We start from the raw sequence: 23,230 nt of genomic DNA, 5'->3' as shown, positions 1-23,230 counted from the left end.
GATTGATCGTCTGTTCGATGACTTCACGCACTCGCACTGGCATCCTTTGACCGGTCCATTTTCGCGCGGCTTTCCGTCGCTGAATGGATGGGCAGCCGCCCCGGCTGTCGATGTGATCGAAAAGGACGACGCCTTCGAGAAATCACTGCCGAAATGCCCGGCCTTGATGAAAAGAACATCGAAGTCACGCTGTCCAACAGCTACCTGACAATCCGTGGCGAAAAGCAGGACGAGAAGGAGGATAAGCAGAAGGAATGCCATGTGCTCGAACGTCGTTACGGCTCCTTCCAGCGCACCTTCCAGATCCCAGCGGGCGGTGCGCCCTAAGAAAGTGCCAGTCGCCATCGTCCGGTCCTTCGAAATGATCCACGCCGCAAAAAAGCAGGTCGAACTGCAAGTAAGGGCCTACGAAGGGTGTTCAACCACCGAGAGCGATCGCGATCGTTACCAATATCAATCCCAGGCCAGTCATCGTAATGCCTGCGTACAGCGGCCTGCCACCCGAAAAACTCGCCCACGTGTAGCCCGTCACGAACAGCAATAGGACGAGAATAGCGTTGCTGGCTCTCAACGCAAGATACGTATTGTCCGTGAGCAGGAAAGGAATAATCGCCGGTATGGCGGTGGCTGCGACCAGAATGAAGACCGCAAACGCACCAAGCAGGTCTGCTTTCGACAGAGACACCTTCACCGGATCGGACCGGCGCGAAAATGCCAGGAATGAACGATAAAGCGCATCTGCGTCTGCAGCCTTTGCAGAGAGCGGTACGTCTCGGACCGGGAATTCGTTTTCAAGAACCTTGAGCGCAGCGGACTCGTTCTTGGCGGACTTGATCTGCCGAAAAAGGCGCAGCCGACGGCTTCGATAGAAGGTGGTGCCGAGGACGAACAATACGGCGTCGATGATGCCCCACGCAACGTTGCACCCAATTGTCGCTACAACTAATTCGTAGACGTCGAGACCTTCTTGTTCGAAGACGAGTCTCGAACCGACCGTCCACGTCAGCGCCATGATCAATCCAAAAAGAACCTCGCCCAGAGCATCTCCGGGATCGATGATGTTGGCAAATTGACTGGTTGTGTTCGAAGTCATTGCGCCCCAGCTGACAGAGATGACGGTTTGCCCTCGGCTATCCAGCCACCATAGGACGAGCCAGTCTCGATGTGGATGCCGCCGTGGCACGGGTAAAGCCTGAAGCGAACTATGATGGACGCAGCAGCCTATTTCATTGACCGTGATCAATATCAAAAGCCCGGCGTGTCTGATGACCCACTTGTCACAAAAGCGCAAAAGCTTCGTGATCACTTGGGAGGAGAAAGTCGTCGATTGGCAGGTTGCGCTCTGGTCAGCATCGCACATTCGATGCTGAAGGTGAAGTGACCGCCTCCCGAGGCCCGTTTGACTCGGCCTCCTCTACCCGCAAGCGCGGTCTACGGCTGATTGGGCAGGCGGAGACGGTCGGACTTGGCGTTCCATAAAGGTACCACTACTTAGCCGAGCAATAAGATTGCGGGCTTCTTTCCGTGTCAGCAAAACCGATGTCACGTCCGCCTCCACCGGTGAACCGCTGCTCGCTTCGACCACGTTGTAGAGATCGAAGGGTGCTGGAACGCAGACATATTGCCCTTTCTTATTCATCGTCTTGGCTTCCCACCTACCAGAATGTTCCACCTGCTCCTGTCATGATCCGTTCGTCGCATGCCTAACAGGGAGGTGCGACGGGATCGTTTGAAATCTACGCACATTCGGCTGGCCGGACATTGCGCGAGATCAAATAGAAGTGCGTGTCTTGATCAGCATCAATGCTCTTTCGGGGGGATCAGCCATGTTTGTCAGGCAAAATTCGCCCTCTGCTTCAGTTATGAGATACTTCGATGCGTTGGAACCGCTGGTATAGCTTCAGGAGTTACATCAGATCTTCTTTGTGGGTCGTACCCTTTGTCGCCCTGCTCCTTTACGTCGCCGCCATACGGTTGGTCTACCTCTTTGAAAACTGGACCCAGTGGCTCACTTTATGGCCCTGGGAAGTGGCGGGCACGCAAAGGATGCTTGAGACGATCATTACAATGACTTTGACATTCGTCGTGTTCACCTTCGGATCGCTTTTGGTGGCAATTCAAGTTGCCGGCGGTCAATTGACGCCCCGGATCATCGCAACGACTCTTTTGCGCGACAATGCCATCCGGTTCACCGTAGGCCTTTTTATTTTTACATTGCTGTTTGCAACCGGCGCCCTTGCGAGGCTTGATGCAACCGTTCCCCATGGTATCTCTGCGATCGCGGCGCTGCTTGGTTTTCTTTCCATTGCAGCCTTCCTGTATCTCATAGACTACGCGGCCCGCCTGCTGCGTCCTGTCAGCATCATCTTGAGAGTCGGCGAAAGCGGTCATGCCGTCATCGAGGAAGTCTATCCCGCACCCGCCAAAACTGACTGCTCCCATCCCGAGTTGATCACGTGCACGGGTTCGGCCGACAGGATCGTCTGCCATCAGGCCAATTCCGCGGTCGTGGTCGCTGTCAATATGGCTGCGCTGGTCGCCCTGGCCGAGAGGACAGATTCGATCATTGAGCTGGTGCCAAAAGTCGGCGATTTCGTCGGTACGGGCGAAGTTCTTTTCCGCCTATACGGCCAAGATCTGCCGCCGGACAGCGTCGTGACAGCCTTGGTCGCTTTCGGGCCGGAACGCACGCTCGAACAGGATGCGACATTTGCCTTCAGGATCATCGTTGACATCGGAATCAAAGCGCTGTCGAAGGCTATCAACGATCCCACGACGGCCGTTCTCGCGATCGATCAGCTTCAACGCCTCCTTTGCTTCGTGGGAGGAAGGCATCTCCTCGGCGACGAGGTCCGCGGAAAATCCGGCAAATTGAGGTTTATCTGCAGAACGCCGAACTGGGAGGACTTCGTGCAACTGACCTTCAGCGAGATACGCCTGTACGGCGCGGAAAACTTTCAGATCGCCCGCCGTTTGCGAGCGATGATCGAATATGCCTCACAAATCTTGCCTAACGACCGGCGACCGGCGCTGCTCGCTGAACTCGACCTCCTCGACCGGATGCTCGAGAGGACTTACGTCGTTCCTGAAGACTTGGCGCTGGCACGCACACCGGACTCACAGGGATTGGGAGGGGCCGCCGAGCGAACAAGCGGAGCTAGCGAGCATTAATCGCCACATCGCGCCTCGGCGCCAGTCGGCCCAATATTTTCGCTACGGCAAATCCGACTATGAGGGTGATGAAGGCTGCCAGGATGCACATCGTGGTTGATCGTGGATCGGCATTGGCAACTGCTGACAATGGGGCGAGAGCCGCCCCGACATTCCTGGTGCAGACCCCAAGTGTGACCACGCCGCGCTTCTCGTGAGGAAGCCTGAACGAAACTGCGTAAGAGCACAGAGCCAGCGCGCAATAGTAGATGAACTGAGCTGCTATCGCCCAGGTTCCTATGGCGCTGAGAATTTGATCCCAATTCTGCAGGAATGCGACGGAAAGCAACACGACAGTGCTGAAAGAGACAAGCTTCCTGACAATAGGATCGCACCTATCCGCCCACCTCTTCGACAGTTGACGCACTGCTATTCCGACGCCGAAAGGTGCGAGAATGAGAAGCAGAAGCGGCCGCGCGATCGTACCCGCACCGGCGTGAAGGTCTGGAGCAAAAAGAGGAAGTGCGATCGGCATCAAGAGGATTGTGCCAAGGGCAGCAATCAAGATGAGTGCCGCCGAATAGGCGGCGTCTCCTTTCGCAATGTCCGACAGCATCGGCATGAATGGTGCACATGGCGCCAGGCCCAGCAGCAGCAAACCAACGGCATAGGGCTCCGGCAATGCGAGCAACCTTGCAATAACAATGGCAAGAATCGGCCCCAGAACGAAGCCTGACAATAGGCTGGGGACGACGAAGCCCTTGTCATGCAGCGCAGTCCAGGCATCCCTGACATCAAGCTTGAGGCCGACATCTGCCAGGCTGCCGAGCATGAACGAGACGAGCGCGACCTGTAAGGTGTACCTAAGTAACTCCGATGTCATGTTCTTCTCCTTTCCCCGGAGAACTCCGCTCTCTCGGTCTGCCCTTTCTGCCCTGCGCCGTCGGTGCTCTGGCCGAGCTGGCAAGTCCTGGCTTGCGCTAGGGGTTCAAAAGATCGGCGAGAACGCCCGCGTCCCTGTCGATGCCGAGCGTCAGTTGCGTGAGATCGTTCGAGCCGATGGAGAAAGCCATCGAAATAGCGGGCGAAATCCTTAGCACCTGCGCCCCCGTGCCTGCACCCAAGGCCTTTGTTGTGCCCGTTGATTAGAGATCGCAAAACGTGACGCTCGATGAAACGGTCGAGCCTGTGAAAGGAGTTCGCGCGGGTTCGCCCTCCACGCCGCACCCGTCAAAACTCAACCGCCTGATATCCGCCAAGTCAAGTTTCAAAGTCCCGGCTATGGCGAAAAGCTGGAGAAGCTGACTTCGAGCTCAATGCCCGGCGAATACCAGGGTCTGAACCGGCAGCAACATCGCCTGTATACGCAAGATCATGGCATGCACGACACCCACCGTGTCTACGACATGCAGGAACACCCAGCGCAGCGTGCTGATATTAGGATCAGCGAGCGCGTCGTGGTTGTTGGTATAGGCATTGGCGATGCAGCTGCTTCCCGGCGGCACGTCGGCCAGGCCGCCGTCGAAGAGCGGCTGCAGGAACACCGTTAGCGTTCCGGGTTTTGCCAACTGCTGAACGTCGATCAGCTGGTCGGTAGGGCGCAGCTGGCCGGCCGCGATCACGTCCTGCACCTCGGTCACGACGAGCGGGATGATGGTGAACGGCTTGCCGACGCAGACGGCCTCCGCGACCATTCCGGGTTTCATCACCTGCGCCTCGATCTGCCCGAAACCGGCGATCAGCGTGCCGCGGCCCGCTTCGCTCGGCACCAGGATTCCGGCAGGGCGCAGCATGGTGTTCAGCACATCGCCGGGCCGCAACGTGAACTGCTGGACGGTCCCCGATACCCCCGCCTTGACAATCGTCTTGTCGAGTTCCACCTGCGCTTCGGCCTGGGCGGCCTCCGCGCTTGCCTTCTGCGCCGGCAGGAGAACGCTGAGCTTGGTTTGCAGGGTCTCCTTCTTGGCGAGTGCAGCGCTGAGGGAGCCTTTGCGACCTTCGACCGTATTGGTGAGGCGGACCACCTCCCGGCGGGCGACGGCGTCGTTTTTCAGGAGCTGGGTCTTCATCTCCAGCTCGTCCTCAGCCACTCGCAGAGCGCCTTCAGCCTCCTGGATCTGGCCGTCCATGCTTGCGAGCTCAGTCTGCGCGACCTTCGCTTCCGCATCGGCTTCGGCAATCTGCCGCCGGGCCGTCTCAAGCGCCGCTTTCTGCTGCGAATCATCGAGGCGGAAAAGCGGCGCGCCGGCAGCGACCTTTTCGTTAACGCCGACATAGACCTCGTCAACGCGTCCGGACGCTTCCGGCAGAATCGTCACGGTGCGGAACACTGCCGTGACCGTTTTTGTCGCGGGATGGAAATAGAAGATCATGGTGATCAGCGAGACCGTCAGGATCAGGCAGGCGGAGATGCCCCAGCGCAGTTCGTACCACATGCTGTAAAGGGTGATTTCCTGGCCGATGCGCTTGCCTTGGACATATCGCCGATAGAGATAGTCCGGGAAGATGGTCAGCATTGAACAGAGCAGCAATTCGAGCATGATCAGATCCCCTCTTCGTGCAGTGTCTTGGCGGGCACCCGGGCGGGCGGTGCCTCTGCCACTGGTGCCGGTGCCGGCGCGCGGACCGGTTCGGGATGATCGGCTGCGACCGACGCCTCGTCCTCGAGCTCGTCCGGGTCGCGTCGGGCCAGCCTGGCGAGTGATCGGGCGATCGAATAAAGCGGGGTCGTGAAATCGGGAAACCGAATGAGGGCCAGGAGCAGACCGAGAATCCAGTACAGGTGATTGTGGGTGAAGAGCGAAATCAGCGCCAGAACCGCGACGATCTCCATCTGCACCTTATTCGTGTGGTGGGCGATGCGTTCGGGAACAGCGTGAAGCTGGAAGTAGAGGTTGCCGACCACGAGAATCATCACGATCAGAAATATAATGACGCCGACAGACAAATAGTCCGTCTGGCCCGGTCCGGTGATGAAGCCGGGCACGTGATCGGTGAGAGCGGAGTGATAGTCTTCCATCGAAATCTCCTTTCGTGACTGCGATAGTCGCCTGCAAGCCGGCAGGCTGCATGGATCACGTCAGCCGGCGCCTGCCGCTAGAGCCTGTTTGTGCGCCGTCAGAGCCTGTTGAGCAGCTGCGGCCGTATCGGCAACCTTGTCGCCGGCAACCTGGACGGTCGGCACGGCAAGGCGGATGCCGTTTTCATGGAAGGCCTCATAGATCATCCGCAGCGCCCGGCGCTTCAGCGTGAACTGCTCTCCGGGAAGCGTCATAAACTTCATGCGTAGCAGCAACCCGGAGTCGCCCAGGCTGTCGATGCCCTGCATTTTCAGCGGCTCGATCGTGATGGGCTTGAACTCGGGGTCGGCCAACAGTTCCTGGCCGATCTTCTTGATGATCTTGCGGGCTTTCTCGACATCGGCATCATAGGCCACGCTGACCGTCATCTTCTCGATCACCCAGTCGCGGCTCATGTTCTGGATCGCGCCAAGTTCGCTGAAGGGCACGATGTAGACGGCGCCGCGGTGATGCCTGAGCTTCACCGATCGAAGGCTGAAGGATTCTACGCTTCCCTTGTAGTTGCCGCTCTGGATGTATTCGCCGATGCGGAAGGCGTCGTCGAGCAGGTAGAATACGCCGCTAATGATATCCTTGACGACGGTCTGGGCGCCGAAGCCGATCGCAACGCCGACGACGCCGGCGCCGGCGATCAGCGGACCGATCTCGACGCCGAGCGATGACAACGCCATCATCACCGCGATTGCGGCAAACAGGATCATCAGCACGTTGCGCAGGATCGGCAGCAGCGTGCGGATCCGCGCCCGGCGGCGGGCCGTTTCGCTGCCGGCCTCGTGCGGTGTTTCGGTCTCGCCAAGCTTGCGGTCAATGACGACACGCACAAGACTCCAGGCGAGATCGATGACGAGAAGGATGATGCCGGCGCTGAGCATGCCCCTGACGATGCGCAGCATCGGGGTATCCTGCGTGGTCATACGGGTCAACTCGACATCGAGGGCACGGGCGAGCAGGAGGATGGCCCCGACGATGACAACTGCCCGGACGCCGCGCTCCACTAGGACGGAGGCTATGCTTGACCGCTCGGCCTTTTCCTCGCCGGCGGGAGAGGACAGGATATTGGCGATGGAGACGCGGGTGAGCGCAAGGATGGCCGGCAATGCGGCGCACACCGCAACGATCCAGAAGAGCTTCATCGCCCCGACGACCCAGAGAGCCCAGAGACCGATGAAATAGGCGCTCCACAACCAGTTGCGGATCGTCCGGCCGATGCGCGGCGCCTGCCCCTCGGCGGGCGCGTCCACCGGCCGGCGCCACAGGCTTTCGATTGTGATCGTCAGAAGCACGACACCCAGCGCATAAGCGGCCAATAGCCGCGAGGCGGGGGGAAGGCCGAGCGTTGCAAGCAGCCGCACCGTCACCCAGCCGAAGGCGAACCATCCGAAGAGATAGGCGAGGCGGCGTGCCCAATGCGTCGCGGCCGGATCGCTGACGGGCACCACGCGAAATCCTGGGTGCGCGGCGGCGGGGGGAGTGAGGAAAGCGTGCAGCAGCGCGGCCGCAAGGCGGAAGGCGACGAAAGCGAAGAGATAACCGACGACGATTTCGCGCACCAGCGGCGGCCAGTCGAAGACGAGGAAGAAGCCGATGCTGCCGAGCGCAAAGGCGAGCACGTGGCATACGGCCCGGAGAAGCTTCGCGCCGAGTAGGACAAGCCGCTCCCGGACCGTCGAAAAGGGCGCCCGCTCCATCCAGGCGCGCCAGCCGCCGCTGATCCGCTGGAAAAACCACTGGGCGGCAAAACCTGCCGCCATGAAGGCGATCAAGAGCACCACCGGCCGGGTGCCGCCGTTCGCCTGGATATCACGCTCGAGCACGGCCGCGGCCGCCATCATCTGCGATGGAAACGAGGTCGCAGCATTCATCAGATCGGAGGAATGCCGGCGGAAGCGTGTGGCGAACTCGGAAAAAGAGGGAACGGTTGGCTTCGCCTCGCCTGGTTCGGCAGCCGCTTTTGCCGCTGCCTGCTGCTTCAGCCAGTCCTGCACCGCCGGATCGGTGGACAAGGCTATGAACTGCTCGATCCGTTCGGCCGGCAGCCCGGCCGGCGTCGTCTCGGACATCGCGGGCATGGCCGTCAGTGCGGCGACGAGAGATGCCATCACCGCCAGGAGCAGCGTCCGAAGAACGTTCGTTGATGACACTATCGCCATGATCCCTCTTAGTCCCGCGTATCGCACACTGCGCGCCCTATGGCCGACATTCCGTTCTGAAAGCATTGCCACACGTGGGCTTCGACCTGCCGCCAGGCCGGGTATGCGCACTGAGATCGGCGGCATAGGCGTCGCGCGTGTCCTGATCGACGACGGCGGCAGGCGCCGCTAGCACCAGACCCGCAGCATTGCCCGCGGCGGCCGCCGTTTCAGTCGTCGCCGCAAGAATTCTCTCTCCGAGACCGACTCGACTATCGGTCAGCGTCTGTCCTTCCGAGATACGGGCGCCGATCAGCTGGACGATCGCGGGCGATGCCGCGAACTTGGCGTGGTTAAGCCGGTCGCTGGTCTTCACCTTCGTCAGGTCGATGACATTTATGTCGTATTCCTCGAGCTCCTGCTTGTAAGGCGCCTGCTCCGGATCGATCGAGCCGAGGCGGGCGACATCGCCCCAGACTCTTCGGGAGACGGCGAGCGCCTTATCGTCGCGGGATACGAAGAGGGTGAATTGGGGGTGCTGCTTTCCCATGTCGGCGATCTGCTGGCGGAACACGTCGACATCGACGTCGGGAGCTGCGAGCATGACGTTCTTAAATTTTGCTGGCAGGCGGCCATTGCGGATCGCCATCTGCCGCAGGCCTTCCATGGCAAGCCAATTGCCCATCGAATGGGCGAGGATCGAGACTTCCTTGATCTCCGGATCATGGTAGAGGTACTGAAACAGCTTCTCCAGCGCATTGCGGGTGTAATTGGTACTCTCCCGATCATAGCCGTAGGCGAGCAGCCGGCCGCGCGAGGGCCACGTCACCAGCACCGGCGCGCTGTGCACGCCGGAATCATGAACGATCTGGGCAAAGCGGTAGACGGAGTCCTCGAAGCGGGTGTTGTAGCCGTGGATGAAGACGAAAACGCTCTTGTCGGGGCTCTTGCGCACGCTGGCGCTGAGCCAGGCCTTTGCCGCATCGACATCCAACTCGGTTGCCTTGAGCGTCGCAAAATCGGTCTTGGGGTTGGACGGCAACTTCTTCGGCCAGGCGACTTCACCGGCTTTTCGCCCAAGTGGAATCGATACGGTGATATCGGCAAAGGTGGGCTCACGGGCGCGCTCGCCGCTGAACATCTCTCCGGGAACAGGGGAGCGGCTGCGCGTCGTGGCGACCAGCATATCGACGCGATCGGCGCGAGGAGCAGTCTCGGCGACCGGGGTTAGCACGCCTTTCGGATGCCCGCCGCAGCCCGACAGGCACATCATCGCAACGCAGACCAGAAGCCGTCGAAGCGTCCGCCGAAAAGCGGCCTGCCTGCCGCGCATGTTGCTGATGTTCACACTGCTCCCCACCCTGACGCATGCTGCCGGGGCCGACCCGGTCCAGCATGGAAGAGATTGGGCCAAAGACGCATCCGCAGGCATGTATGATCCTGTATGTTACAGGTAACAGCGCCTGTCGCTTAGTTCGGCCGACGGCGAGGACAGCCGGTCGGACACCGCCGTCAATTCGCCGGCGGGTCGTTTTGAACGGGCAGGCCCGCAGCCTTCAATCCGGCAAAGAAACGTTCCTGGTCCTCGATTCTTGCCAGCCGCCGGACGACCTCCCGCCGGACATTCAGGATCAAGGCGGGCGACCGGGCCTCGATCCAGTCGATTTGCTCTTTTGCCTCCGCCGATTTTCCGAGGGTGCCGAGGATCGAAAGCAGGACGAGGCGATGCATCGGATTGTAGTTGAGGTCCGACATGCGGGACCATAATTCGGCAGCCTGGGTATCGCCCCGCATGAAGGCACAAAGCGCCATCCCAACCTCATAATATCCCTGCGGTCCCGCATTCTTGCCGACCGCGTCCGAAATCAGCTCGCAACCCCTGTCCCATTTCCCCGACATTGCCAGGCGCAGGCCGTATTCGCCGGCAACTTCCGTGTCGTTCGAATTGCTGGCATAGGCCGCTTCGCCGGCGCGCATGGCCTCTGTCGGGTCATTGCCGAAGAAATTGGCAAGCATCAACGCCTGCAGAGCCCGGGCATTCTTTGGATCGAGCCGCACCGCTCGTTCGGCAAGCTCTTTGGCAATCGCCAGCGTGGCAGCGGTCGGCTTCGTGTTCAGCTGATATGGAAAGCGGAATTCGTCGAGATACGTGAGCGAAAGAAAGGCCGCGATATTGGAATCATCGGGCATCTTTTCGGCGGCATGCCGCAGGCAGGATTTTGCCGCTTCCTGCGCCTGCGGTGTCATTTCGCTCCGATAGCTGTAGTAGGACAGAATGCAGGAAAACGCGTCCGCATTTCCGGCGATGTTGGCGGTGTCCGCCTGGAATATCACACCGAACGGGCGGGCCACCGCCGTCGCAATATCCTCGGCAAGACTTGCCTGCGTTTGCAGGAGGCCCTGGACTTTCATGTCCGCATCGTAATTGTTGGCCCAGATGACGGTCCCATCGGCTCGCCGCACAAGTCTGGCCGTCGAGCGCAGCGTCTCGCCTTCCATCCTGATACTGCCCTGCAAGGCATAGATCGGTTGCGAGGACAACTGACCATCGCGATTGCGCGGCAGAACGGCGGCGACGACGATATCGTTGAAAGGAACGAGCTTTTCGATGATGTCGTCGGTGATACCTTGGGAGATATCGGATGCTACCCCGCTGCCCGAGGCGCTTTCGAAGCGTTCGACGACGATGATAGGGCGGCCGACAGCTCCAGACGAAATCTCGTTGCCGGTATCGAACGGCCTCGCATACTGAAGGGCAGCGGCAGCGGCGGTAATCATGACCATCGCGCCTCCCGCAGCGAGCCAATGTCGGGGCCGCGACACGCGCCTGTCTGTCTTGTCTCGGCTGCGCCTGCCCGCTGTCGGAGGGATTTGCTGCGCATCGTCTCCGGAGGGCAGCAGCGCAGCGGACTGTCCGGTTTGCGGCATATCTGCAGGCACGGCTCCTTGCCTCACCTCGAAGACAGGCGCATAGCCGCCTCTGGGAATGGTGATGATGACCCGGTCCGCGGCGCCGGCCGTCAGGTAATAATGTTCCAGTTCCCTGCGCAGTCGTCCTGCTTCGATACGAACACACGGATCCTGCTGAGCATCGAAACTCGCATCTCGGCCGAACACAGCCTGTGCGATGGTAAATGCCTTCAGGTAGTCGCGATGGCCGGCAAGCGTCTCCGTCACCACGAATTCGAGGAATCTTCTCGCCCGCTCCGGAAGACGAAACTCCGGACTGGACAGAATATGCTCAAGTTGCTGCTGCACCTCTTCGGGTGAAGAAATATCGCTGCCTGCCCTGTCAGCTCCTGCATTTTGCATCGGCTCCCCCAAGACTCCGATTGCGAACAACCTGCAGTATTAGCCATCGACGATAGACCTGAGTCGGCATAACGGCAATGCGATTTGAAGAAATGAGCTAATTAAGGATCACCTTAGTCGATGGTCGCCCGGCATAACCCGGATCAGCGTAGGATACCGTATCCTACCGGGGCGGACATGTATTTTACTGCCTTCGTCATTCCCTGCGCTCTATCATCGCCTAAACATCCTGGAGGAGGCGGCGATGACATCACCTGAAACGTCCACATCATCCATGACGAGCGCCGAGGACTTGCGCAAACGCGCTTTGGAACTCCAGCTCCTGGAAATGGAGCGCAGCGAAAAGATCAAGGCGCGTGAAGCGAAGAAACATGCTGAGTTCGTGGAGGATTTCTTCCGCAAGCAGATCGGAGAAGCGGAACGCGCCGTTATCAAACGGCTGGTGATGAAAGCCGCCGCCGACGGCAAATACGAGGCGCTGATTTACAGCTTTCCATCGACCTTCTGCACGGATAGCGGCAGGGCCATCAACAACAATCTGGCCGGGTGGCAGAAAACGCTGCAGGGAAAGGCGAAGGAACTGTATGGACTGTTCGAGGAGGTCGCCAAGCCGCAAGGCTACGGGCTCAAGGCGATGATCATCAATTTCCCCGACGGCATGCCGGGAGATGTCGGCTTCTTCCTTACCTGGGAACCCCCCGTCGATTGACGGCAAGAGCAGGCGTGAGCAAGGGAATATCCCATTGAAAGCGATAGAGATTGAGCGAAAGTTCCTGGTCCGGGACGACAGTTGGCGCGCTTGCGCCGACGAGCCGCACGTCCTGCAGCAAGCCTATCTCTGCCTCGATCAGAACTGCATCCGCGTCCGCCTGATCGACGGGCGTTCCGCCCTCCTGACTCTCAAATTCCGCTCGCCAGGCCTGGCGCGCGAGGAATTTGAGTACGATATTCCCGTCGAGGAGGCACGCGACCTCCTGCTCCATGCAGGGCATGTCCTTGAAAAGACGCGCTACCGCGTCCCGCATGACGGCAGAACCTGGGACGTTGACGTATTCGCCGGCGCTTACCGGGGACTAACGCTCGCCGAAATCGAAATGGCGAGCGAGGATGACCGGTTCAACCTGCCGCAATGGCTGGGGCGCGAGGTCACGGGCGAGAGGCGATATTCCAACCGCGCCATGGCAGCTGGTCCGCGCAAGCAGCCGGCGGCGCAGGGCACCGTCGGCTGGAACCTCAATCCTTTACCACAGTCCAGCTTGCGTCCGGATTGAAATCCTTGATCGCCGCGGCGCGCTCTTCGGTTGTCGGGCCCAGATCGCGCTGGTAGATGACGCTCATCCCGTTGACCATGAACGTCTGCACGCCGGTGACCCTATATTTGACCGGCCAGGCAATCAGCGCAAAGCCGCCTGTCATATAGCCGTTGACGAGATAACTTTGCTTGCCGCCAAGCACGTTGTCTCCCTGGGATGTCAGGATACGGTAGCGATATCCGAAATAACCCTCGCCGCGTTTGGCGGCTCCGAAAGCGGCCGTTTCGACCAGCCCGCTTGCCGGGCTTTCCTCTGGGTAGACGCTGGGATCCCAGTAAAGGCCATCAAGCTTGCCGGGGCTGCTGATCAATTTCTTTGCGAACTCGTAGATGCCGTCGCCGTCGCGATCTTCGGATGCGAACCGGTATTGGGCCGCCACATATTCACGCATGGTGTCGATGGTGGCGAGCTCGTTCTCGCCGATACGGCGATTGATGATTTCTTCAAGGCCACGCTGAGTGTCGAAGGACCATTTGCCATCCTTGTCTTCGGCCAACGGAAACGGCAGCGGCCAAAGCCGATCGCCGATCGCAGCCACTTTCCTATCGGCGAGATCCCTTAGAACCACCTGGCGCTCTGCGCCCTCCCGGATCAATCCGTACGCGATCATCGCCTCGTTGCTGGAACGAAGCTTGTCGGCATTGAGACCAAGCAGCGCGGCAAGCTCGCCGACATTGTTGGAAGCCAGCACCGACTTCAGTTTATCGATGGCAAGCTGCGGAGTGTCGAACTTCGGCGAGGGCTCGGTCGCCTTGAAGGCGGCGAGATCCGCCTGCACCTGCGAGATCGTTGGCGTTGCCGAAAACGTGCAAAGCGCTGCAGCGATCATGAGCGAAATTACTGTCGATTGGCGTCGCATGATGTCACTCCCTGAGCTGGAAACAGGTCCTACCGCCGTCCACCGCCTCGACCACCACCGCCGCGGCCGCCGCCGCCTGACGGGCGCGACCGATACTGAGGTGGACGGGCTGAACGCTGGGGGCCCATGCTCTGCGCGCCCCGGTGCGAGGAGATGGCCTCACGGCGACCGGACTGCGGGTTGCCGAGAGCGCTCGGCTGGCGTCCGCGATTGTCAGGTCTCGCGGCCATTTGCGGCTTGTTGGCCTTCTTGACGGATTTCTGGGCGGGCTTGGCGGGGCGATTGGCGGCCTTCTGAGGACGGGCTTCCGGGCGGGAGGCGGCCTGGCGATTGCTTGCCGTCGGCCTATTGGCGGCGGGCTTGGCCTTCAGGCCCTGCGCCGTGTTTTTGCGGATATCCTCGGCGCGCGCGGCATTACCGCGATTAGCGGGCCGCTGGCTTGCCTGGACATCGTTGGCTCTGTTGCGCAGTTGGTTGCGATTATCGCCCTGGAGACTGGATTTGATCGACGACCGGTCCAGCTTCGAGAGCTGGTCCTTGCCTATGCTCAATTTGCTGCGGTCGACATTGCTCCAGTCGACGTCGTTAAACTTGAGCTTCCCATTGAAGTTGCCGTTGTTCAGGCAATTGTTGCAGTCGATGTCGATATCGCCGTCCCAGCGGCCGCCCCAGACGCCCCAGTCGTCCCAGTTGACGATGGCCGCCCAGGTCAAGCCCGTGACCGCAGCGGCAAAGAACCCCGCACCGGGGTAATAATAGCTGTCGTAATAATCCGGATAGTAGGAGATCGGCTCCGACGCATAACCCGGTTCATAGAGCATTTCCGGTGGATATTGCGGGATATAGATCTTCTCGGGATCGGTCGGCCGGATGATGATATTTTCGTTTTCGGTAACGACAGTCACCTTGTCATCCGTCTTGATGATATTCTTTTCCACCGCTTCGTCGCGAAGCTGCTGTATGGCAATCAGAACATCCTTTTGCTGATTGGTGAGCGCATCCGCCAGCGATTGCGTCCAGTCGAGGTCCTCGCTCATCATCTTGACGACGTCGGGATAGTTGAGCAGGGAAATGACGCTGCCGTCCCAATCGCTCTTCGGCTTGAGGTCGGAATTCTTCTTTTTTGCCTCAAGGAAACGCTGCGCCTCGATGATCTGCAGGGGAAAGAGCGAGGCAGCCGAAATTGCTGCGACCAACTCGTCCGGATAAAGGGCAATGCGCGCCACGAGCACTTCCAGCTCATCGTCTGACAGAAGTGCCGCCGCAGGCTGTTCGGCAGCCGGCTGGGCCGGGCCGGCCGCTGGTGTAGGCGCCTGGGCGCGCGCGGGCAAGGCCGGCTGCAACGCGATGATCGCGACAGCCGACAATCCAGCAATGACTTGGCCAGCGATGAGTTGGCCAAGGAGGAATCGGCCCCCAAATACTTTGCGGGAAATTGCTTTCATCGCATCGACCTCCCTTGGATCAAACAATGACGGATGCCTTTATGAAGACTTCGGCCCGATGAGGGGCGGCCGCCCCAGCAGGACTACTTTCGATTGGGCGATTGCCTCCCCCATCTCTTTAAGCAGAGCCTCTACCAGGCCCGCATATTCCTGCCGCCGCGCCTCTCGAACCGCCTCCGGCAGGCCTTCGACATGCGCCAGAGCCTGGGCGGCGGCCGCGAGATCCTCGCACATGCTGTGAAAGGGCTCGTTGACGTAATAAAGCCGCTGTACCAGCCGCGTCTGGTTGGGAAAATAAGTCTCGGCCGTCTCAAGGGCGGATAGATATGTCGAACCTTTATCTCCCGACGCCATCTCCGCCCCCGCCGCCGACTGCGCTCAGCAGATGTCAAAATTGTACAACAGGCGCAGCGGCGGCTGACGTAAAATACGCGAACCTACGGTAGCCGGCCTTCCAAGCGCCGGGCGAATTCGAAGCGTTGGCCGCAATGGCACGAATCAAGCCGCTCGCGTCCCTCGGCTCCGGAGCGCAGACGAGCTCCTGGAGTACTTGGATGGCCGCGACCCGATAGAGATTACACGATGCTACGAGCCTCGACTCCGAAACGAGCCTAATATCGGCGGTTGATAGCGATCAAGCGGCAGTGCCAGGCCGGCCGGAAGGGAGCGGCCGTGTTTCGATTAGCATCATGATCGCGATCGACGTTCCACATGTGATCGCCAACGCACGAAACCACCCCAGCAGCACGCCGCTGAACACTGCCGAACGGGTGGTCGTTGCGATCTGCTGGTGCCAGTTGACGCCAATCCCGACCGTGCGGACAAGCTGCGTGATGACCTGGGAAGAACCAAACGGTGAAAGCATAGGAGCCAGCGGTGATAGGTAGCATTCCGATGTTGCGGGGCCTGAGCGGTTTCAGCCGGGTTTGGCTTCGCAGCGATATCCCGGCTGGGCTGTCGGTCGCTGCCGTTGGCCTGCCAAGCGCCATCGCCTATCCGGCGATCGCCGGCCTGCCGCCGGAGACTGGCATCTATGCCAGCATTCTTGCACCGATCGCCTACGCGATTTTCGGGCCATCGCGGCTGCTGATCGTCGGGCCCGACGCGGCGACGATGACAGTGCTTGCAGCTGCCATGGGCGCCATCATCGCGGCGGCGCCGGCCGGAACCGCTGGCGACCGGGTCGCGATCGCTTCGACGCTCGCTATCGGCGTCGGCGTCTTCTATATCGCCGCGAAGCTGTTGAGGTTCGGCGTTCTCGCGAGCTTCCTCTCCCGGCCGATTCTGGTCGGGTTTTTCGCTGGAGTGTCGCTTTCAATCCTCGTCGGACAGATTGGCCGCTTTACGGGCGTGAAGATCGAGTCCGACGGCCTGGTCGCTCCGCTCGTCGAAATGTTCGCCAAGAGCGGGCTGATCCATTGGCCTTCGCTGATCCTTGGCCTTGCCATGTTTGCGCTGCTATGGATCGTCCGGGCTCTGCGCTTGAAGGTCCCTGGCCCTGTTCTGGTGGTGGTCGTCTCGGTCGTCCTGTCGGCCGTTTTCAATTTCCGCTACTACGGCATCGCCGTGGTCGGCGATCTGCCGAGTGGCCTGCCGGCCGTCTCCCTGCCCGCATTTCATCAGATGCCTCTCGACAAGATTGTGCTCGGTTCAGCCGCGATTTTTCTCGTCAGCTTCGGCGCCGGCATAGTGGCGGCGCGCAGCTTCGCGTCGCGCACCGGCGAGGAAGTCGATGCAAACCAGGAACTGATCGGACTTGGCGCCGCCAATATCGCACCTGGCCTTTTCGGTTCGTTTCCAATCAGCGTATCGGATTCCAGAACCGCCATAAACCTCTCGACCGGCGGTGTCTCCCAGCTTGCAGGGCTGGTTTCGGCCGCCACCCTGGTCGCGGCTCTGGTGTTCCTCCACGACGCGCTTCGTGTCCTCCCGATCCCGGCGCTGGCGGCCATCCTAGCAACGGCAGCCATCAGCCTCATCGATGTCGATGAACTCAGGAAGATCTGGCGCATCAGCCGTATCGAGTTCATCTTTGCGCTGATCGCCATGTGGGGTGCGATCAGCTTCGGGGTCCTCAACGGCGTCATCGTCGCCATCGCGGCAACCTTCGCCTATCTGCTGCGTCAAACGATGTTTCCGCGCGACGGCCTTCTCGGCCGCATCAAGGGGCGGCACGGCTTCTTTGACCTACAGCGCTTTCCTGAAGCCCGTCCCATCGAGGGGGCGGCAGTCTTTGCGGTCCAGGGCAGCATCCTGTTTTACAACGCCGATTACGTGCGCTTGCGGCTGACGTCGGTGATAAAGGCGCTTTCCGCCGAAACCAAATGCCTGGTGCTCGATGCAAGCGCCATTACGCACATCGACAGCACCGGAGCAACCGCTCTGGAGGCCATCGCTGACATGCTTGCGAAACGCAACATAACCTTCGCGATCGCCGATCTCAGCGAGGAAAGCCGCGCGATTCTTGATCGTGCCGGCGTGATCAACGCGATCGGCGCCGACAATCTTTTCAACGGCAGGGAAGAAGCCTTGCGGGCGCTGATTGGCGATATCGACCAGACCGACCGCACAGTCCCGGCCGCTAATGTACCCTAGTTGAGAGAAGGAGGGAGAGCCATGGACGAAAACTACGAGCCGAGACAGGCAGAAGCAGAGGCAACCCGCAACGGCAAAGATAAAAAGAAGAAGAAATCCTGGGATTACAACAAGGAAATCAGCCGGCTGCATGTGGAGTTGGCGTATCTTCAGGCCTGGGTGAAGAAGTCAGGCGCAAGGATCGTCATCATCTTCGAAGGGCGCGACGCCGCCGGCAAGGGCGGCATGATCAAGCGTATCATGGAACGGCTCAGCCCGCGTGTTTTCCGCGTTGTGGCCCTGCCGGCTCCCACCGACCGGGAAAAGTCGCAGATCTACATGCAGCGTTACATCGCCCACCTGCCGGCAGCCGGCGAAGTCGTGATATTCGACCGCAGCTGGTATAACCGTGCCGGCGTCGATCGTGTCATGGGCTTCTGCAGTGACAAGAAGGCCCAGCGCTTTCTCGAACTCGCGCCCCGCTTCGAAGCCGCCATCGTCGAAAGCGGCGTCATCCTCCTCAAATATTTCCTGACGGTCACCGAGGAGGAACAGGAGCGTCGCTTCAGGCGCCGGATTCATGATCCGGTGCGGCAATGGAAGCTCAGTTCCATGGATGTCGAATCCTACCAGCGCTGGTGGGATTATACGCGCGCCTATGACGAGATGCTGCGGATGACCGACTCCAACCATGCACCGTGGTGGATCGTGCCTTCCGACGACAAGAAACGGGCGCGGATCAACTGCATCTCGCACATCCTGCAGTCCATTCCCTATGAACGAGTGAAATTTGACGAACCCGATCTGGGGAAACGGCAGAAACGACCGGCCGACTTCACCGAGGATCGCAGCGTCCGCCATGTCGTGCCCGACACGACGTCATAGGGGATGACAGTCCGGCCTGTAACCTCACGGATGGGACGATGGAGCAGACAGTCGATACGACAACGCAAAGCACCGGCGCGGGTCAGATTTCGATAGAGGCGAGAGTAAGCGATCTGGTCCGTTTGGGCATTATTGGACTTTTCGCTTACTGGACGATGACGCTGATTGCTCCCTTCGCGCTCATCATCAGCTGGGCCGCCATCCTCGCGGTGGCTCTCTTTCCGATGTTTGCGACATTCTCGCGGCTGATCGGAAACAGGCCCGTGATCGCCGCTATCGTCATCGTCGCCGGTTGCCTCGTCCTGATCATCGCGCCGCTCGCCCTCGTCGCCGTTAATTTCGCCGACACCGTAGAGCCGCTGATCGGCAGGTTACGAACGGGAGAATTCACCCTGCCCGCAGCGCCTGACGCCATCAGGGATTGGCCGGTCATCGGCGAGCGGCTCCATGACATCTGGAACCGGCTCGCCGGCGACCTAGCTTCCACGATCATCAAGTTTCAGGCGCCGATCCTTGAGGTCATGGGTGCGGTCGTCACAAAGCTTGCCTCGATCGGCGGCGACGTGTTGCGTTTTGTAGTCTCCATCATGCTCTCCGGCCTGTTTCTCACCCAGTCAACGCGTTTGGCCGCGGCGATACAGGTTTTGGCAAGCCGGGTAGCGGGAGACAAAGGCGTCGGTTTCGCCCGGCTGGCGGGAACCACGGTGCGGAATGTCTCGCGCGGGGTCATCGGCGTGGCTTTCCTGCAGGCCCTGCTCTGCGGACTGTGTTTTGCCGTCTTCGACGTTCCAGCGCGTGGAGCGCTCACCTTCGTGGTCTTCCTACTGTGCGTCATGCAACTTGGGCCAGCGCTGGTGCTGCTGCCCCTTGTCGTGTGGGCCTGGTTCTCCTGGCCGTTCGCCAGTGCCTTTGCCTTTACCTGCCTTGCGGTGCCGATCTCGATCGTCGACAACATCCTGAAGCCCATCATGATGGCGAGAGGCCTCTCGACTCCAATGCCGGTCATCCTGATCGGCGTGATCGGCGGCACTTTGTCCCACGGGCTGCTCGGGCTTTTTCTCGGACCGGTCGTTCTCAGTGTTTTTTTTGAGCTGCTGAGAGCCTGGGCCTGGCCTCCGGCAATCGTAGAAGGATCAGAACATGATCGCCCGCCGGCTTTCAGCTCCGAAACTAAGCGCGCCGGATAGGTCTTTGCCGGTCTACCTGCTGGTACAGTAGACGACGACCTCCTGCTCTATGTCGCGACAGAGCTCCTCATATTCCACAACGAGCTTGTCTTCCCTCGGGTTCTGAGTCCGGAACCGATCCAGTGCATCGACCGCAAGATCGTAGGACTCGAACAGTTCGCTGAGGGTCTCGTTGGTAATGTCCGCTAGCAGATGGCGGATATCAGGAAGCCGCAACATCAGTTTTCTGCGGCCACGTTCTTGGCTCATGAACTTGCTCCGCATTGGTACCGCGTCTGCAATTGATACGAAGTCAGAAAGCCCCCGAATTGTTCCCGAGGTAACATCAACTGTATCAGACCGGAAGCTCTCATTGCCAAATCCGCTCGGTATCGAACGCTCAATGCGATGCCCAAATTCGCTCCTTAGAAGCTGCATAAACGAACAGCCCCCGCCCAAAATTGTGGCCTTATGCGCGAGTCCAAATGCAAAACTTGCAACCACAGTCTCGCGCGCTATGATGTATTAGAATTAGCTAAGATAATTGCGTGACTTGTCGTGGGGCGATCATGAGGAACGCAAAGGTCAATGTTTTGGGCAGTCTTGAGCCGACGGCGGATGAAATCTGCCGTCAGGTCGAGCGGATTCTCGGAAGCGAGGAATTTCATGCGCCGAAGCGGGGGCGGGATTTCCTCGAGTTCGTCGTCAATGAGACGCTCGCCGGCCGATCGGGGTTCCTGAAAGCTTTTACGATAGCGAATGTCGTTTTCGGCCGGGAAGCTTCATTTGACCCGCAGAATGATCCAGTCGTCCGGATCGAGGCCGGTCGGATCAGAAAGGCGCTCGAGCGTTACTATCTCGTCGCAGGGCGCACGGACGAGGTCATCATCACCGTGCCCAAAGGCGGATACGTACCGCATTTCGAATATGCTCAGGGATTGCTGCTTCCGTCGGGGGCGAACCTGGAGGACCCCCAGGCTGCAGAGCTTAGTGTGCAAGACAGCCCTCGTCGCGCGATCCGTGCTTCGACGCGGTCGGCAGCTCGAGGCGTCGGAATCCTCATATCAATGGGGTTTGCGCTCCTCGCCCTGGCCCTTGCATTTGCTCTGTCTGTTTGGAACGGGCAAACGACCGGGACGCCGCCGCTGGCGAGCACCCATCCGAAGGTGCTCGTCGAGTTCTTTTCCGAAAGCGGCGTCGCCGGCGCCGGTCCGGATATCGCTCGCGGCCTGAGGGACGACGTTATCGGTCAGCTTGCCCGGGTCGACGGCATCATCGTCGTTGCCGATCCGCTGCGCGGCGGACGGGGCGCCGGTGCCGACTACTCGCTCCAGGGCAATGTGCAGCTCGACAAAAGCAGGTTGCGCGCCGCAGCTAGGCTGGTGCGTCAATCGGACGGCGCCGTCATCTGGGCTAGAAATTTCGATGCCGATCTTCAAGCCGAGAACAAGCTTGTCATCCAAGCCAACATCTCCCGGCAGATTTCCAGCGCCATCGCGCATTCTGATGGCGCCATCCTTCAAACCGAGACGGATAAGATCGTCGGGCCAGCGCAAAACGGCGGTCAGGATGACTATGCCTGCACGCGCGCCTATTACAGCTACCGTCGGGCCATGACCGCGCAAAGCCACGCTGCCGCACTGGAATGCCTCCGGCAGGCGACACAGCGCTCCCCGGATAACGCTGCTTCCTGGACAGTGCTGGCCATGGTCTATCTTGACGAGCTGCGGTTTCGTTACAAGCTCGGCACGCCCTCGTCGGTTCAACCACTCGAAATGGCGACCGCTGCGGTGGAACGGGCGGCATCTCTCGCGCCTAGCGATCCCCGTGTTCTGCAGGCGCTGATGTTGGTAGGTTTCTTCCAGGGAGATGTCGACAAAGCCCTTAAGGCCGGCACGGCGGCCTATGCCGCCAATCCCGGCGACGTCGAAGTCGCCGGCGAATATGGCTATCGACTGGCGCTTTCCGGGAAATGGCAGTCAGGCTGCGAACTGCTCTCGATCGCCCTCAACAGGGACGTCGGTCCCAGCGGATACTATGAAGCTGGCATGGCGCTCTGTGCATTCATCAAAGGCGACCTCGAGCAGGCGGAGCGCTGGTCGCGAAAATCCGATCTTGCTTCGAACCCTGTCCATCGTCTCGTGCTGCTATCCATTCTCGGGGCCGCCGGCAAGGCCGAGGAAGCCGAAGCGGAACAGCGTTGGCTTTATACCCACGCGCCGGCATTGATGGCCAATATCCGCGAGGAAGTTTCGCTGCGCCTGCAACGGCCTGAAGATCGGGAGCGTTTCCTGAACGGATTGCGTGCCTCTGGAATTGCTGTCGACACCACCGCGAAACGATAATGCCGCTATCGATCTGGCGGTGCGGCGCTGCGTCTTTTCGAGATTTCCAGAGCGATTTGCATGGCGATCTCGTCCTCGATATCGAGAATGGTGCGGCCTTTGATCTCGCGATCATATTGATTTGCCCATATGACCGTGCCGTCGGCGCCATTGATCAGTCGGACATGCAGATGAAGGGCCGAGCCCTCGATGGCAACGCTTCCCTGCAAATTGAACAGTGGAGCGATCGGTTGAGCGGCGGGCCGGTCGGGCGCGAGCACGACGAGATTTTCCGCTTTCATCAGCTTCGTCAGCAGCTGGTCGGCCAAGCCATTCGCAAAATCTAAGCCTTCGGAGCTGCCCCCGAGAGCCGAGAAGGGCTCGACGACGATGCTGGCCTTGCTTGCAAGGGTCGACGCGGCGGGCGCCGGCGGCGCTTTTGGCCCTGAAAAATAATCTTCCAACGGGCGGATGATGGCCAGAATCGCGATCACGCCCAACAGCGCCGGTAGGCCAATCGGCAGCAGAAGATCGCGATAGGCAATCGGCCGAGCAAGACCGCCGCGCTTGTTTCCGCGGTCTTGCGAGTCATTCGCTCCGCCGGGACTTGCGCTGCCATTGGTGCTTGAAAAATGTGGCGAATAGCCTCCTTTGGGGATGGTTATCCCGATCGGATCTCTTCTTCCGCTGACGAGATAATATCGCTCCAGCGCCCGGCGAATGCGGCCCGCCTCGATGCGCACGACCGGGTCATTCTGCGCATCGAAGGAGGCGTCGCGCCCGAAAACCGCCTGCGCGATCGTATAGGCCTTGAGCTGTTCGCCGCGTCCTTCCAGCATCTCCTCGATGATATATTCCAGGAACCGCCGCCCACGCTCGGGAGCATGAAACTCGGGACTGGCGAGGATTCGATCGAGCTGCTCGCGAACGGCTGCGGGATCGTGAGGTGCGGGGCTGGTTCTTCCCTCTTCCGATACCATCGAGTCCTCCCGC

The 23,230-nt window shown here is 60.1% G+C and carries 21 protein-coding genes and 1 pseudogene; 8 read left to right on the top strand and 14 right to left on the bottom strand.

Features of this window, described 5'->3' with window-relative positions; translation table 11 throughout:
- Positions 1 to 153 precede the first annotated feature (153 nt).
- Complete coding sequence (locus tag JNB85_RS31120) at positions 154 to 327, top strand: Hsp20/alpha crystallin family protein (protein ID WP_338050333.1); 174 nt, start codon at positions 154 to 156, stop codon at positions 325 to 327.
- A gap of 91 nt (positions 328 to 418) precedes the next feature.
- On the opposite strand, the gene JNB85_RS18800 is transcribed toward JNB85_RS31120, so the two are convergent.
- Positions 419 to 1,093: a VIT1/CCC1 transporter family protein gene (locus JNB85_RS18800; protein WP_220336033.1), complete on the bottom strand. Its 675-nt coding sequence runs from the start codon at positions 1,091 to 1,093 to the stop codon at positions 419 to 421.
- A gap of 782 nt (positions 1,094 to 1,875) precedes the next feature.
- Between JNB85_RS18800 and JNB85_RS18795 the strand changes: the two genes are divergently transcribed.
- Positions 1,876 to 3,171 (top strand): DUF2254 domain-containing protein, encoded by a 1,296-nt coding sequence (locus JNB85_RS18795; protein ID WP_220335824.1) that lies wholly within the window; start codon positions 1,876 to 1,878, stop codon positions 3,169 to 3,171.
- Here the strand turns inward: JNB85_RS18795 and JNB85_RS18790 are convergent.
- The 7 genes and pseudogenes from JNB85_RS18790 to JNB85_RS18760 all read right to left on the bottom strand — a co-directional run bounded on the left by JNB85_RS18790 (position 3,158) and on the right by JNB85_RS18760 (position 11,671).
- On the bottom strand, positions 3,158 to 4,033 hold the full coding sequence (locus JNB85_RS18790) for a bile acid:sodium symporter family protein (RefSeq protein ID WP_220335823.1): 876 nt from the start codon (positions 4,031 to 4,033) through the stop codon (positions 3,158 to 3,160). The genes JNB85_RS18795 and JNB85_RS18790 overlap by 14 nt on opposite strands.
- A gap of 103 nt (positions 4,034 to 4,136) precedes the next feature.
- A pseudogene (locus tag JNB85_RS18785) lies at positions 4,137 to 4,248 on the bottom strand (putative PEP-binding protein); the annotation flags it as partial.
- Between the two features lie 215 nt (positions 4,249 to 4,463).
- Entirely contained in the window at positions 4,464 to 5,690 is a 1,227-nt protein-coding gene (locus tag JNB85_RS18780) for an HlyD family secretion protein (protein WP_220335821.1), read from the bottom strand.
- A 2-nt stretch (positions 5,691 to 5,692) separates the two neighbouring features.
- Entirely contained in the window at positions 5,693 to 6,169 is a 477-nt protein-coding gene (locus JNB85_RS18775; RefSeq protein ID WP_220335820.1) for a hypothetical protein, read from the bottom strand.
- 60 nt (positions 6,170 to 6,229) lie between these two features.
- Complete coding sequence (locus JNB85_RS18770; RefSeq protein ID WP_220335819.1) at positions 6,230 to 8,380, bottom strand: mechanosensitive ion channel family protein; 2,151 nt, start codon at positions 8,378 to 8,380, stop codon at positions 6,230 to 6,232.
- A 37-nt stretch (positions 8,381 to 8,417) separates the two neighbouring features.
- Positions 8,418 to 9,629, bottom strand: coding sequence for an alpha/beta hydrolase (locus tag JNB85_RS18765; protein WP_220336032.1), 1,212 nt, complete (start codon positions 9,627 to 9,629; stop codon positions 8,418 to 8,420).
- A 242-nt stretch (positions 9,630 to 9,871) separates the two neighbouring features.
- A complete protein-coding gene (locus tag JNB85_RS18760; RefSeq protein ID WP_220335818.1) occupies positions 9,872 to 11,671 on the bottom strand; it encodes a hypothetical protein in 1,800 nt (599 codons plus the stop codon).
- Between the two features lie 244 nt (positions 11,672 to 11,915).
- Between JNB85_RS18760 and JNB85_RS18755 the strand changes: the two genes are divergently transcribed.
- Together JNB85_RS18755 and JNB85_RS18750 are read left to right on the top strand one after the other, a co-directional pair.
- Positions 11,916 to 12,380, top strand: a complete 465-nt coding sequence (locus JNB85_RS18755; RefSeq protein ID WP_220335817.1) for a hypothetical protein — start codon at positions 11,916 to 11,918, stop codon at positions 12,378 to 12,380.
- 34 nt (positions 12,381 to 12,414) lie between these two features.
- Entirely contained in the window at positions 12,415 to 12,942 is a 528-nt protein-coding gene (locus JNB85_RS18750; protein WP_223216535.1) for a CYTH domain-containing protein, read from the top strand.
- Here the strand turns inward: JNB85_RS18750 and JNB85_RS18745 are convergent.
- From JNB85_RS18745 to JNB85_RS18730, 4 genes are all read right to left on the bottom strand, one after another.
- Positions 12,905 to 13,843: a DUF2950 family protein gene (locus JNB85_RS18745; RefSeq protein WP_220335815.1), complete on the bottom strand. Its 939-nt coding sequence runs from the start codon at positions 13,841 to 13,843 to the stop codon at positions 12,905 to 12,907. The genes JNB85_RS18750 and JNB85_RS18745 overlap by 38 nt on opposite strands.
- Before the next feature lie 29 nt (positions 13,844 to 13,872).
- Entirely contained in the window at positions 13,873 to 15,288 is a 1,416-nt protein-coding gene (locus JNB85_RS18740) for a DUF3300 domain-containing protein (RefSeq protein WP_220335814.1), read from the bottom strand.
- A 39-nt stretch (positions 15,289 to 15,327) separates the two neighbouring features.
- Complete coding sequence (locus JNB85_RS18735; protein WP_220335813.1) at positions 15,328 to 15,642, bottom strand: hypothetical protein; 315 nt, start codon at positions 15,640 to 15,642, stop codon at positions 15,328 to 15,330.
- A 280-nt stretch (positions 15,643 to 15,922) separates the two neighbouring features.
- A complete protein-coding gene (locus JNB85_RS18730; RefSeq protein WP_220335812.1) occupies positions 15,923 to 16,153 on the bottom strand; it encodes a hypothetical protein in 231 nt (76 codons plus the stop codon).
- 29 nt (positions 16,154 to 16,182) lie between these two features.
- Between JNB85_RS18730 and JNB85_RS18725 the strand changes: the two genes are divergently transcribed.
- Genes JNB85_RS18725 through JNB85_RS18715 form a run of 3 tightly spaced genes read left to right on the top strand, consistent with a single transcriptional unit; the run spans position 16,183 to position 19,934 of the window.
- Positions 16,183 to 17,883, top strand: coding sequence for a SulP family inorganic anion transporter (locus JNB85_RS18725; RefSeq protein WP_222858718.1), 1,701 nt, complete (start codon positions 16,183 to 16,185; stop codon positions 17,881 to 17,883).
- 21 nt (positions 17,884 to 17,904) lie between these two features.
- The gene (gene ppk2 / locus JNB85_RS18720; protein ID WP_220335810.1) at positions 17,905 to 18,747 is read left to right on the top strand and encodes a polyphosphate kinase 2; all 843 of its coding nucleotides are present in this window, start codon (positions 17,905 to 17,907) and stop codon (positions 18,745 to 18,747) included.
- 38 nt (positions 18,748 to 18,785) lie between these two features.
- On the top strand, positions 18,786 to 19,934 hold the full coding sequence (locus JNB85_RS18715) for an AI-2E family transporter (RefSeq protein ID WP_220335809.1): 1,149 nt from the start codon (positions 18,786 to 18,788) through the stop codon (positions 19,932 to 19,934).
- 12 nt (positions 19,935 to 19,946) lie between these two features.
- Here JNB85_RS18715 and JNB85_RS18710 read toward each other — a convergent pair whose 3' ends face one another.
- The gene (locus JNB85_RS18710; protein WP_220335808.1) at positions 19,947 to 20,183 is read right to left on the bottom strand and encodes a hypothetical protein; all 237 of its coding nucleotides are present in this window, start codon (positions 20,181 to 20,183) and stop codon (positions 19,947 to 19,949) included.
- Positions 20,184 to 20,482: 299 nt separating this feature from the next.
- Between JNB85_RS18710 and JNB85_RS18705 the strand changes: the two genes are divergently transcribed.
- A complete protein-coding gene (locus JNB85_RS18705; protein ID WP_220335807.1) occupies positions 20,483 to 22,258 on the top strand; it encodes a hypothetical protein in 1,776 nt (591 codons plus the stop codon).
- Between the two features lie 5 nt (positions 22,259 to 22,263).
- Here the strand turns inward: JNB85_RS18705 and JNB85_RS18700 are convergent, their stop codons facing one another.
- Positions 22,264 to 23,217, bottom strand: a complete 954-nt coding sequence (locus JNB85_RS18700) for a hypothetical protein (RefSeq protein ID WP_220335806.1) — start codon at positions 23,215 to 23,217, stop codon at positions 22,264 to 22,266.
- Positions 23,218 to 23,230: the final 13 nt, after the last annotated feature.

The organism is Rhizobium mesosinicum (assembly GCF_019511345.1).
GTDB classification, from domain to species: domain Bacteria; phylum Pseudomonadota; class Alphaproteobacteria; order Rhizobiales; family Rhizobiaceae; genus Rhizobium; species Rhizobium mesosinicum.
Note: the sequence above shows the minus strand (reverse complement) of the source record. Positions and strands in the feature narration are given on the sequence as shown.